The organism is Streptomyces sp. IBSBF 3136 (genome assembly GCF_036815105.1).
GTDB lineage: Bacteria > Actinomycetota > Actinomycetes > Streptomycetales > Streptomycetaceae > Streptomyces.
Map to the genome: position 1 here is coordinate 1 of NZ_JAJSZC010000239.1, position 11,851 is coordinate 11,851.

At 74.2% G+C, this 11,851-nt stretch carries 12 protein-coding genes and 1 tRNA gene; 7 read left to right on the plus strand and 6 right to left on the minus strand.

The features are described 5' to 3' along the window. Nucleotides 1-1,343: amino acid permease (locus V7E45_RS33960; protein ID WP_333778092.1), on the plus strand; the 1,343-nt coding region annotated here is incomplete at its 5' end. A 209-nt stretch (nucleotides 1,344-1,552) separates the two neighbouring features. Here the strand turns inward: V7E45_RS33960 and V7E45_RS33965 are convergent. Then, nucleotides 1,553-1,626 (minus strand) — tRNA-Pro (locus V7E45_RS33965). Between the two features lie 105 nt (nucleotides 1,627-1,731). Here V7E45_RS33965 and V7E45_RS33970 point away from each other — a divergent pair. Next, nucleotides 1,732-2,274, plus strand: a complete 543-nt coding sequence (locus tag V7E45_RS33970; protein WP_333778093.1) for a DUF309 domain-containing protein — start codon at nucleotides 1,732-1,734, stop codon at nucleotides 2,272-2,274. 62 nt (nucleotides 2,275-2,336) lie between these two features. After that, nucleotides 2,337-3,116 (plus strand): precorrin-6A synthase (deacetylating), encoded by a 780-nt coding sequence (cobF, locus tag V7E45_RS33975; RefSeq protein WP_333778094.1) that lies wholly within the window; start codon nucleotides 2,337-2,339, stop codon nucleotides 3,114-3,116. Between the two features lie 27 nt (nucleotides 3,117-3,143). Here the strand turns inward: cobF and V7E45_RS33980 are convergent, their stop codons facing one another. The 4 genes from V7E45_RS33980 to V7E45_RS33995 all read right to left on the minus strand — a co-directional run bounded on the left by V7E45_RS33980 (nucleotide 3,144) and on the right by V7E45_RS33995 (nucleotide 8,108). Beyond that, nucleotides 3,144-3,893 (minus strand): cobalt-precorrin-6A reductase, encoded by a 750-nt coding sequence (locus V7E45_RS33980; RefSeq protein WP_333778095.1) that lies wholly within the window; start codon nucleotides 3,891-3,893, stop codon nucleotides 3,144-3,146. A 65-nt stretch (nucleotides 3,894-3,958) separates the two neighbouring features. Next, complete coding sequence (locus V7E45_RS33985; RefSeq protein WP_333778096.1) at nucleotides 3,959-4,750, minus strand: sulfite exporter TauE/SafE family protein; 792 nt, start codon at nucleotides 4,748-4,750, stop codon at nucleotides 3,959-3,961. Between the two features lie 412 nt (nucleotides 4,751-5,162). Next, nucleotides 5,163-6,674 (minus strand): long-chain-fatty-acid--CoA ligase, encoded by a 1,512-nt coding sequence (locus V7E45_RS33990; protein WP_333778097.1) that lies wholly within the window; start codon nucleotides 6,672-6,674, stop codon nucleotides 5,163-5,165. Nucleotides 6,675-6,920: 246 nt separating this feature from the next. Next, on the minus strand, nucleotides 6,921-8,108 hold the full coding sequence (locus V7E45_RS33995) for a thiolase family protein (RefSeq protein WP_333778098.1): 1,188 nt from the start codon (nucleotides 8,106-8,108) through the stop codon (nucleotides 6,921-6,923). A gap of 157 nt (nucleotides 8,109-8,265) precedes the next feature. Here V7E45_RS33995 and V7E45_RS34000 point away from each other — a divergent pair, with 157 nt between their 5' ends. From V7E45_RS34000 to V7E45_RS34015, 4 genes are all read left to right on the plus strand, one after another. Next, nucleotides 8,266-9,063, plus strand: a complete 798-nt coding sequence (locus V7E45_RS34000) for an alpha/beta hydrolase (protein WP_333778099.1) — start codon at nucleotides 8,266-8,268, stop codon at nucleotides 9,061-9,063. Nucleotides 9,064-9,143: 80 nt separating this feature from the next. After that, on the plus strand, nucleotides 9,144-9,629 hold the full coding sequence (locus tag V7E45_RS34005; RefSeq protein WP_333778100.1) for a Dps family protein: 486 nt from the start codon (nucleotides 9,144-9,146) through the stop codon (nucleotides 9,627-9,629). A gap of 54 nt (nucleotides 9,630-9,683) precedes the next feature. Next, nucleotides 9,684-10,028 (plus strand): DUF3140 domain-containing protein, encoded by a 345-nt coding sequence (locus V7E45_RS34010; protein WP_333778101.1) that lies wholly within the window; start codon nucleotides 9,684-9,686, stop codon nucleotides 10,026-10,028. A gap of 178 nt (nucleotides 10,029-10,206) precedes the next feature. Then, nucleotides 10,207-11,010, plus strand: a complete 804-nt coding sequence (locus V7E45_RS34015) for an SAM-dependent methyltransferase (protein ID WP_333778102.1) — start codon at nucleotides 10,207-10,209, stop codon at nucleotides 11,008-11,010. Between the two features lies 1 nt (nucleotide 11,011). On the opposite strand, the gene V7E45_RS34020 is transcribed toward V7E45_RS34015, so the two are convergent. Then, the gene (locus V7E45_RS34020) at nucleotides 11,012-11,818 is read right to left on the minus strand and encodes a Cof-type HAD-IIB family hydrolase (protein WP_333778103.1); all 807 of its coding nucleotides are present in this window, start codon (nucleotides 11,816-11,818) and stop codon (nucleotides 11,012-11,014) included. Nucleotides 11,819-11,851 lie beyond the last annotated feature (33 nt).

The window sequence follows — 11,851 nt, forward strand, 5'->3', positions numbered from 1 at the left end:
CCCCCAAGACCCCCGCCCCCGACGGCGACACCGGCAGGCATGCCCGCCGCTTCGGGCTGCCCGTCGCCACCGCCCTGGTCATGGGCAACATCATCGGCGGCGGCATCTTCCTGCTCCCGGCCTCCGTCGCCCCCTACGGCACGGTCAGCCTGGTCGCCTTCGGCGTCCTGACCGTCGGCGCCATCGCGCTCGCCCTGGTCTTCGGCCGGCTCGCCGAACGCGACCCGCGCACCGGCGGCCCCTACGTCTACGCCCGCGAGGCATTCGGCGACTTCGCCGGCTTCCTCGCCGCCTGGGCGTACTGGATCACCACCTGGGTGTCGAACGCCGCGCTCGCCGTCGCCGCCGTCGGCTACCTCGACGTGCTGATCCCGGTGAACGGCCACCGCTGGACCGCGTGCCTGGCCGCGCTGGCGCTGCAGTGGCTGCCCGCCCTCGCCAACTTCGCCGGCACCCGCTACGTCGGAGCGGTCCAGCTCGTCTCCACCGTGCTGAAGTTCGTCCCGCTGCTGCTCGTCGCGGTCGGCGGTCTCTTCTTCTTCGACCCGGCGAACCTCGGCGCGTTCAACGCCACCGGCCACAGCCCCGTCGGCGCGGTGTCCGCCGCCGCCGCCCTGTTGCTCTTCTCCTACCTCGGCGTGGAGTCCGCCGCCGTCAGCGCCGGCGAGGTCAGGAACGCCCGCCGCAACGTGGGCCGCGCCACCGTCATCGGCACCGCGGGCGCCGCGCTGGTGTACCTGCTGGGCACCCTGTCCGTCTTCGGCACGGTCCCGCACGACCGTCTGGTCAGGTCCACCGCGCCCTTCTCGGACGCGGTCGACGCCATGTTCGGCGGCGGCTGGGGCGGCTGGGCCGTCGCGCTCGCCGCGCTGGTGTCGATGACCGGCTGCCTCAACGGCTGGACACTGCTGAGCGCCCAGACCCCCTACGCCGCCGCGCGGGACGGCCTGTTCCCGGCCGCCTTCGCCCGCAGGCGGCGGGGCGTGCCGACCGTCGGCGTCGGCGTCACCGTCGTCCTCGCCTCGCTGCTCACCGTCTACAACTACGCGTCCGGCTCGGCGAAGGTCTTCGAGGTGCTCGTCCTCGTCACCACGTTCACCGCGACCGTGCCCTACCTGCTGGCCACCGCCGCACAGGTGTTCCACCTCGCCGCCGGCCGACGCGAGGCCGTCGACCGGGCGCGGCTCGCCCGGGACTCGGTGGTCACGGCGGTCGCGGCCGGCTTCTCGATCTGGCTCGTCGCGGGCGCCGGCTACACGGCGGTGTACCAGGGTGTGCTGTTCCTGTTCGCGGGCATCATCGTCTACGCGGTCCTGGCGGGCCGGCGCCGCGGCCGGGTCTGACCGACACGACCGGGGCGGGCGTGAGTGAGACGTGGGGGATGGCCGTCCGCACGGGACCGGGCAGCCGACTCCGCGGAACCGGGCACCGGCGGCGCCACCGGCACAGCGGGGATCACCCGGGACGCCGGGAACACCGCGAACGCCGGTGCATACGCGAAAAGGCCGCCCCGGTCTCCCGGAGACGGCCTCTCACCCGCGACTCTCACAAGTCGGGACGACAGGATTTGAACCTGCGACCCCTTGACCCCCAGTCAAGTGCGCTACCAAGCTGCGCCACGTCCCGATGCGCTCACTCACGGTGACCCGCGTGATCGCGCGAACAGCACTTTACCCCACGCGCGGGGGTGCGCCGAAGAGGGTTCGGGGCGGGGCGGGGACAATCGGTCGTATGGGCGACACGGTTGGGACGGGTGACGGCAGGGGCGACGGCACGGGCGGGACGACGGGCCGCCGGGACCGGGACCCGGAGGGGCGGGCGCGCAACGCCCGGCCGCGGGACGGGTTGGGGCGACCGCTGCCGTACGGGACGGAAGGGGTCGCGCGGCAGCCGGAAGGGGTCGTGCGGACCCCGCGGGAGACGGTCGTGGAGGCGCAGGCGCTGCTGGAGGCGGGGAAGCCGTTCCACGCCCACGAGGTGTTCGAGGACGCGTGGAAGTCGGGTCCCGGTGAGGAGCGCGCGCTGTGGCGCGGGCTGGCCCAGCTCGCGGTGGGCCTCACGCACGCGGCCCGCGGCAACGCCACCGGCGGGGCGCGGCTGCTGCGGCGCGGCGCGGGTGCGGTCGAGGAGTGGTCGGCCGCCACCGGGGAGGACCGGCCCCACGGGATCGGGGTCGCCGGGCTCGTCGTGTGGGCGCGGGAGCTGGCCGGGCGGGTGGAGCGGGGTGCGGGTCCCGTCGACGCGGCGGCCGAGGCGCCCCGGCTCGGCTTCTGAGCGGGCGCGGGGCGGGCGGAGGCGCCGCACCCGCGGCCGGAGGCATACGGCAGACTCGGGGCGTGCGAAAGATTCATGTCATCGGTATCGGTGCGGGCGACCCCGACCAGCTCACCCTGCAGGCGGTCAAGGCGCTGCGGAGCACGGACGTGTTCTTCCTGCTCGACAAGGGCGAGGTGAAGAGTGATCTGACCCAGCTCCGCCGGGACATGCTGGACGCGCACCTGCCCGGGGGCGGGTACCGGGTGGCCGAGGTCCGTGACCCGGAGCGGGACCGCGCGGCGGGCGGTGCCTCGTACTCGCCGGCCGTGGAGGACTGGCGCAGCGCACGCGCGGAGATCTACGAGCGGCTGATCGCCGGGGAGCTGGACGAGAACGGCACCGGGGCCTTCCTGGTGTGGGGGGACCCGTCGCTGTACGACAGCACGCTGGGAATCCTGGAGGAGGTGCTGGGGCGCGGCGCGGTGGAGTTCGAGTACGACGTGGTGCCCGGCATCAGCAGTGTCTCCTCGCTGGTCGCCCGGCACCGCACGGGGCTGAACCGGGTGGCGCGGCCGGTGCAGATCACCACGGGCCGGCGGCTGGCGGAGGGTTTCCCGGAGGGGGTGGACGACGTCGTCGTGATGCTGGACGCGCACCAGGCCTTCCGGAAGTACGCCGGGGACGACATCGACATCTACTGGGGCGCGTACCTCGGCACACCGGACGAGATCCTCGTGTCCGGGCCGCTCGCCGAGGCCGGTCCGCGGATCGAGCGGCTGCGGGCCGAGGCGCGGGAGCGCAAGGGGTGGATCATGGACACGTATCTGCTGCGCAGGAACCCGGGTTCAGGCGAGGGCTGACCGGCACGGCGGCGGGGCGCCGGGGGCTCAGCCGCCGAAGCCCAGCCGGTCGAGCACGCCCGCCACGTCCGGCACCGCGGTCACCCCGTCCGGCAGCGGGGGCCGGCGTACGACGATCACGGGCAGCCCGAGAGCCCGGGCGGCGGTCAGCTTCGCGGCCGTGGCCGCACCGCCGCTGTCCTTGGTCACGACGATGTCGACGCGGTGGGCGCGCAGCAGTTCACTCTCCTCGGCGACGGTGAACGGGCCGCGTGCCAGGACCACTTCGGTGTGCGGCGGCAGGGGCGGCGCCGGCGGTTCGACGGAGCGCGTGACGAAGTGCTGCTCCGTCAGACGGGCGAAGGCGGCGAGGCCGAGGCGGCCGGTGGTGAGGAGGACCCGGCTGCCCGGGCTGAGCCGGGACACCGCCTCGGCCGCCGCGGCCGTGGAGGCGACCTCGTGCCACCGGTCGCCGGGGCCCGGCCGCCAGCCGGGGCGGCGCAGGACGACCGCCGGGACCCCGGTGACCGCGGCGGCGCGGACCGCGTTCGCGGTGATCGACTCGGCGAACGGATGGGTGGCGTCGACCAGCGCGTCCACGTGGTGCGCGCGCAGCCAGTCCGCGAGGCCTTCGGCGCCGCCGAAGCCGCCGGTCCGTACCTCGCCCGCCAGGGCCGCCGGGCGGGCGACCCGGCCCGCGAGCGAGGTGGTCACCCGGAAGCCCGGGCGGGCCGCGAGGTCGGCGGCGAGGCGGCGGGCCTCGGTGGTGCCGCCGAGGATCAGCACGTGCGGGGACATGGGGTGAGCGTACGAGGTCGTACCGGCCGGTCCGCTGCCCGGGTGAGCCGCCGGGCGGCTGCCGGCTAGCGGAGCAGCAGTTGCACGCCGCCCACGACGGTCGCGGCGATCACCAGCCGCTCGAACAGCCGCTGCTCGATGCGGTGCACGGCCCAGCCGCCGAGCAGCGCACCGGGCACGACGAACACCAGGAGCGCGGCGTCCAGGAGCAGGGAGCGGCCGTCGATCAGGCCGAGTCCGGCGCTGAAGGGCACCTTGGACACGTTGACGATGAGGAAGAAGAAGGCCGACGTGCCGAGGAAGCCGAGTTTGCGGAAGCCCGCGGAAAGGAGATACATCGACATCACGGGGCCGCCCGCGTTGGCGACCATCGTGGTGAACCCGCCGAGGACGCCGTAGGAGCGTGCCTTGATCCGGCCGGTCCGGGTGGTGACCGTGTCCGGCTCGTCCGGCTCGTCCGGCTGGTCGGGCGCCGCGGCCCGGCGCCGCCGCCTGATCGTGACCCCGGCCATGAGCAGCAGGATGGCACCGATCGAGGTGCGCACCACACCGTCGTCGGCCCACAGCAGGAACAGCGTGCCGAGGACCACGCCCGCCGCCACCGCCGGGAACAGCCGCCACAGGGTGGGCCAGTGGGCGTGCCGCCGGTAGGTGAGGACGGCCAGGACGTCGCCCGCGATCAGGACGGGCAGCAGCACGCCGGTGGAGGCGCGGGCCGGCAGGACCGCCGCGAAGATCGCCAGGCTGACCGTGTTGGCACCGCTGACAGCGGTCTTGGAGAAGCCGACGAGCAGCGCCGCGAAGGCCAGGGCGGCGAACTCCCAGCCGGATATGTGCCAGAGCGTCATCGTGTTCATGCGGAGGCCGATGCTATGCGCACGCATCCGGCCGCCACGGGTCCGTCCCGCGGAACGGGCCCAGCCGCGGGGCGGGTCCGGTGCGGGGCTCGGCGGCGGGGCGGCTCCGGTGCGGCGCTCGGCGGCGGGGCCGTCCCGGTGCCGGGCCCACCCGGGCGGGTCGTGCCACGGCCGGGCACACCCGCGGGGCCGTTCCGCCACCGGGCTCGGCGGTGGGCCGGTTCCGATGCCGGCCCACCCGCGGACCGGTCCCCATGCCAGGCCCAGCCGCACGGGGCGCGGCGCCGCCGGGCTCACCCACCCGGCGGTGCTGCTGCCGAACTCGGCCTCGGACGATCCCGATGCCGGGCGCCCAGCCACGCGGGGCCGCGCCGCCACCGGGCTCAGCGGTGGGCCAGTCCCGGTGCCCGGCTCAGTCTCCGGCGTATCGCGCCCGGAGTTCTCGCTTGAGCACCTTCATGCTCGGCCCGAGCGGCAGCGCGTCGGTGAACTCCACGCGTCGCGGGTACTTGTGCCGGCCCAGCTGCTGCTTGGACCACTCGGTGAGGGCGGCGGCGTCCGGGACCGTGCCCTCGGCGGGGACGACGACGGCGCACACCTCCTCGCCGTGCAGTTCGTCGGGCAGGCCGATGACGGCGACCTGGGCGATCTGCGGGTGCCGGGCCAGGACCTCCTCGACCTCGCGCGGGTAGACGTTGTAGCCGCCGCGGATGATGACGTCCTTCTTGCGGTCGACGATCCGGAGGAAGCCCTCCTCGTCCTTGGTGCCGAGGTCCCCGGTGCGGAACCAGCCGTCGACCAGGGCCTCGGCGGTGGCCTCGGGGCGGCCGAGGTAGCCGGAGAAGACGTTGTGGCCGCGGATGACCACCTCCCCCAGCTCGCCGGTCGGCAGCAGTTCGACGCGGTCCTCGGCATCGGCGCGGGCGATCTCCACGTCGATGCCCCACAGCGGGTGACCGATGGTGCCGGCCCGGGTGCCGAAGACGGGCTGGTTGACGGTGGCCGTCGGGGAGGTCTCCGACAGTCCGTAGCCCTCGTAGACGGTCGCGCCGAACGCGGCCTCGAACCGCTCCAGGACGGCCACCGGCAGCGAGGCCCCGCCGGAGACGCACACGCGCAGCTCGGGAAGGGCGTCGGCGGCCCCGGCGGCGGCCGCGAGGGCCACGAACATGGTCGGCACCCCGTGGAAGGTGTTGACGCCCTCCTTCACCATCAGCTCGATGGCGCGGGCCGCGTCGAAGCGGGGCAGCAGGACGAGGGTGGCGCCCGCCCGCCAGGTGGAGTTGAGCGAGACGGTCTGGCCGAAGGCGTGGAAGAGCGGGAGCGCGCCGAGCGCGATGTCGTCGGCGCGGATGTCGTTGGCGTCGAAGGCGTTGACGGTGGCGTTCATGACCAGGTTGAAGTGGCTGAGCACGGCGCCCTTGGGGACGCCGGTGGTGCCGCTGGTGTAGAAGACGACCGCCGGGTCGTCGGCGGCGCGGGTGACGTACGTGGGCAGCGGCCGGGCGTCGGCCGCGAGCCGGTCGAGTTCGTCGCCCAGCTCGACCACACGGACCCCGAGGGCCTGCGCGGCGGCCCGGCCCGTGGGCGCCTGTTGCGGGTGCACGAGGAGCAGGGTGGCGCCGCTGTCCTTCAGGACGTGCTCCACCTCGGGGGGCGTCAGGAGCAGGTGGACGGGGACGACGACCGCGCCCGCGGCCGCGATCGCGTAGTAGGCGACCGGGAACTCCGCGGTGTTGGGCGCCATCAGTGCGACCCGGTCGCCGGGCCGCACGCCGAGGCCGGTGAGCGCGCCGGCCTGGGCCAGGGAGCGCTGCCAGACCTGCTCGAAGGAGAGCCGCAGATCGCCTTCGACGAGGGCCGTCTTGTGGGGGCGGCGCCGGGCGTTCTCGGCGAGTACGGCGGCGACGGACAGGGTGGCCATGGGGTGGTGCTCCGTTTCTTGCTGCGGCTCGTGTACCGAATCCCGTTGCCGGGCCCCCGTCGATGTGCGGCTAGGGCCTGTTGCGAAAGTGGTCCTCTGCCGCGCGACGCCCGGCACGCACTCTCGGCGCACCGCCCGAAAGCCCGAGTACGCCCAGTACGAGGACTTCCGGGCGGCACGCCGAGAGCACGCACCGAACGCCGCGCGGCCGCCCTCCGGGCGACGAGGCCACTTTCGCAACAGGCCCTAGTGCCTCTCGACCAGTACCGCGCTGCCCTGGCCGACGCCGACGCACATGGTCGCCAGGCCGCGCCCGGCGCCCGTGCGGCGCATCCGGTGCAGCAGGGTGGTCAGGATGCGGGCGCCGGAGCAGCCGAGAGGGTGGCCCAGGGCGATGGCGCCGCCGCTGGGGTTGACCAGGTCGGGGTCGACGCCGAGCTGGTCGACGCAGGCGAGCGCCTGGGCGGCGAAGGCCTCGTTGAACTCGGCCTCCTGGAGGTCGGAGACGTCCCAGCCGGCCCGGGCGAGCGCCTTGCGGGTGGCGGGGACCGGGCCGATGCCCATGACGTCCGGGTGGACGCCGGCCGAGGCGCCGGCGACGTACCGGCCGAGGGACTCGAGGCCCAGCTCGTTCAGGGCCTCCTCGCTGACCAGCAAAAGCCCGGCCGCGCCGTCGTTCATCGGTGAGGCGTTGCCCGCGGTGACCGTGCCGCCCGCGCGGAACACCGGCTTGAGGCGGGACAGCTTCTCCAGGGAGGTGTCCTCGCGGACGCACTCGTCCTGTTCGACCGTGATGCCGTCGGGGCGTTCGACGGGCAGCAGTTCGTCGTCGAAGTGGCCGTTCTTGCGGGCGGCGGCCGCCCGTTGGTGACTGCGCAGGGCGAACTCGTCCTGCCGGTCACGGGAGATGCCGTACCGCTCGGCGACCTCCTCGGCCGTCTCCCCCATGGAGAGCAGGCCGTGCAGGTCCTTCATGGCGGGGTTGACCAGGCGCCAGCCGAGCCGGGTGTCGACGGTCTCGATGCGGTGCGGCAGGGCCTCGTCGGGGCGGGGCAGCACGAAGGGGGCGCGGCTCATGGACTCCGAGCCGCCCGCGATCACGATGTCGGCCTCGCCGGCGGCGATCGTGCGGGCCGCGGTGGTGACCGCCTCGAGACCGGAGGCGCACAGCCGGTTGACGGTGGCGCCGGGCACCGACTCGGGCAGGCCGGCCAGCAGCGCGGCCATGCGGGCGACGTTGCGGTTGTCCTCGCCGGCCTGGTTGGCGGCACCCCAGTAGACGTCGTCGACGCGGGCCGGGTCGAGCGCGGGCACCTCGGCCACCAGGTGGCGGATCACGGTCGCCGCGAGGTCGTCGGGCCGTACGCCGGACAGGGCTCCGCGGAGCTTGCCGATGGGGGTGCGGCGGGCGGCCGCGAAGTGGACGGGACGCACGGCATGGACTCCTGACCGACGACGCTGTGGATCAGCACGAAACCTAGGCTGGTGTGACAGCACGACTTAATTAGCACTGCTAGTTTTGGACTATAGACCGCCGACCGGCTCCCTGGGAAGATCCCCGGGTACCTTCCCCGCCACCGCTGGAGGAGAGATGACCGAGGTCCGCGAGTACCTCCTCGACCGGATCGCCGTGCGGGAGTGGCCGCACCCGGCGCCGAACCTGCTGGTCGTCGTCGTGCACGGGTACGGGGAGCACGCGGGCCGGTACGACGAACTGGCGGGCGTGCTCAACCGCCACGGCGCGGCCGTCTACGGACCCGACCACGTCGGGCACGGCCGGTCGGCCGGCGAGCGGGTGGTGATCGAGGACTTCGAGGACGTGGTCGGGGACGTGCACCGGGTGGCCGACCTGGCCCGCGCCGCGCACCCGGGCCTGCCGCTCGTCATGGTCGGGCACTCCATGGGCGGCCTGATCGCGGCCCGCTACGCCCAGCGGTACGGCGCCGAACTGAGCGCGCTGATCCTGTCCGGGCCGGTGATCGGCGTCTGGGAGCTGCCCGGGCGGCTGCTCGCCCTGGACGAGATCCCGGACACCCCGATCAGCCCGGCCGCGCTCTCCCGCGACCCCGCCGTGGGCGCCGCCTACGCCGCCGACCCGCTGGTCTGGCACGGCCCCATGAAGCGCCCGACGCTCCGGGCGTTCGTGCGGACCCTCCAGGCGGTCGCCGAGGGCGGCGACATCGGCGCGCTGCCGCTGCTGTGGCTGCACGGGGACGACGACCGGCTGGTGCCGCTGCCGGGCAGCCGGATCGGGGTGGAGCGCCTCGCCGGCGGCCGGGCGACGGAGCGGATCTTCGCGGGGGCGCGGCACGAGGTGTTCCACGAGACGGACCGGGCGGCCGTCCACGCCGAGGTGATCGGCTTCCTGGACCGGGTACTGCCCGGCTGATCAGCGACGTTTGCCCGGCGACCCGCCGGGCACCCGCGTCACCGGACGCAAGTCGGATGACGGAAGGGAACGTACGCACCATGACCGTGGTGAGGAGCACGCTGTCCGAGGAGGCGCTCGGCGTCACCGGTACCGCCCTGCAGGAGACCCTGGTGGACCTGCTCGGGCTGTCGCTCGTCGGGAAGCAGGCGCACTGGAACATCGTGGGCCCGCGCTTCCGGTCGATCCACCTCCAGCTGGACGAGGTGGTCGAGACGGCCCGCGCCCACTCCGACACGGTCGCCGAGCGCGCCGCCGCGCTGGGCGTGCCGCCGGACGGCCGGCCCGAGACCGTCGCCGCCACCTTCGCCCTGCCCGGCGCGAAGAGCGGCTGGCTGCGCGACACCGAGGTGGTGGAGCTGACGGTGTCGGCGCTGGAGACGGCGATCCGCCGCCTGCGCGAGCGGATCACGGTCACCGAGGAGGCCGATCCGGTCACCCAGGACCTGCTGATCTCCATCACCGCCGACCTGGAGAAGCACCGCTGGATGTTCGAGGCGGAGAACCGGACCGGCGACGCCGGCTGACGCCGCCCGCGGCACGCAGACGCACACCAGACCCCGCACGGAGAGGCAAACCCCGTGGCCGACGCACTCGAACTCGACGCGCTGTGGGAGGACTTCCACCGCGTGGTGAACATGACCTCTCAGGAGCTGGCGGCCTGGCTCCGGGTCCGGGACGCGGCCGAGGAGACCGAGCCGCTGCCGGAGGAGGCCGGTTCTCCCACCGGGCAGCACGTCCTGGCCATCCTCCAGAAGCGCCGCACCGACCTCACCGACGACGACGTCCGCGTGATGTACAAGGTCGTCGACACGGTCGGTGACCTGGTGGACATGGAGAACGAGCCCCTGCCGGAGAGGACGGACGAGGACACCCGGCTCCGGCACCGGCTGATGACCCTGGGACACGACCCGCTCAAGCCGTAGCCCGCACGGGGACGGGCGGGCCGCCCGTCCCCGCCGCGGACGCCAAAGCGCCCCGCCCGCCTCCGTGTTGAGGCGGGCCGGACCTGGCCGAGGAGTGCCTCCGGCACGCCGCGTGATCGTGTCAGACTGCTCGCACGCCCCCGACGACCACGGGGACGGCCGAGCGGAGGAGCGACACGTGACGGGGACCGGACCGGCCGCCCAGGAGATCGACACCACCCGCCCGCATCCCGCGCGGGTGTACGACTGGTTCCTCGGCGGCAAGGACAACTACCCCGTCGACGAGGAACTCGGCCGCCGCATCGCGGCGATCGACGGCGGCGCGCCGCGCGCCGCCCTGGCCAACCGGGCGTTCATGCGCCGGGCCACCCGGGCGCTGGCCGCCCAGGGCGTCCGCCAGTTCCTGGACATCGGCACCGGCATCCCCACCGAGCCCAACCTGCACCAGATCGCGCAGTCGGTGACGCCCGACGCCCGCGTGGTCTACGTCGACAACGACCCGATCGTGCTGGCCCACGCGTCCGCGCTGCTGCGCGGCACCCCCGAGGGCGTGACCGAGTACGTCCAGGCCGACGCCCGCGACCCGCGCGCCATCCTGGACCGGGCCGCCGGCGTGCTGGACCTCGACCGGCCGGTCGCCCTGTCCCTCATCGCCCTGCTGCACTTCGTCGCCGACCAGGACGGCGCCCACGACCTGGTGGCGACGCTGGTCGACGCGCTGGCACCGGGGAGCTGTCTGGTGCTGTCGACGATGACGGCCGACTTCGAGCCGGAGAACGTCCGCCGGGGCATCGCCGCCTACGCGGCGGGCGGGGTCACCCTGGTGGCCCGCTCGCACGGCGAGGTGGGCGCCTTCTTCGAGGGCCTGGACCTGCTGGAGCCGGGCATCGTGTCGGTGGCGCACTGGCGGCCCGAGGAGGACCCGGACCCCACCGAGCCGGTCTCGCTGTACGGCGCGGTGGGCGTGAAGCCGGCCCGGTGACCTACAGCGGTATCCCGACGACCCGGGAGACGGTGCGCAGCACGCCGTTGTCGTTGTTGGACGGGGCGAGGTGGCGGGCCCGGCGGACGACCTCCGGGTGGGCGTTGGACATGGCGAACGACCAGTCGGCGGCGTCCAGCATCTCCAGGTCGTTGAGGTAGTCCCCGAACACCATCGTCTGCGCGGGCGTGATGCCCAGCTCGCGCTGGAGCCCGCGCAGCGCGGCGCCCTTGTTCGCGGTGCGGTTCATGACGTCGACCCAGTGCTCGCCGGAGACGACGACCTGGTGGGTGGCGGCGAACGCCTCCAGGGCCGGGGCGGTGGTCCGCTCGACGGGCCCGAAGTCGAACAGCGCCACCTTGATCACCTCGTCCTCGACGGCGGTGACGTCCTCGACGACCCGGTGCTCCACGTAGTATTTGCGCACCTCCGCCAGGAACGCCTCGTCGGCCCGCTCGACGTAGGCCGACCGCTTGCCGCAGACCACGGCGCCCACGTCGACACCGTCCGCGGCCAGCCGCCGTACCGTGCGGGCGACGCCCGCGGCGACGGAGCGCTCCAGCGGGTCGGAGCTCAGCTCCACGCCGTCGCGGACCACGTAGGTGCCGTTCTCCGCGATGAACACCATGCCCTCGGCGACCTCGGCGAACTGCCGGGCCAAGGTGGCGTACTGGCGGCCGCTGGCCGGGCTGAACAGCACCCCGCGCCGGCGCAGTTCGGCGAGCATCGGCCAGAGCCCGTCCGGTATCCGCTTGGCGTCGTCCAGCAGGGTGCCGTCCATGTCGGTGACGACGAGCCGGATGTCCACGGGACCGGTGGGCCGGGCGGGGGTGTCGAGGAG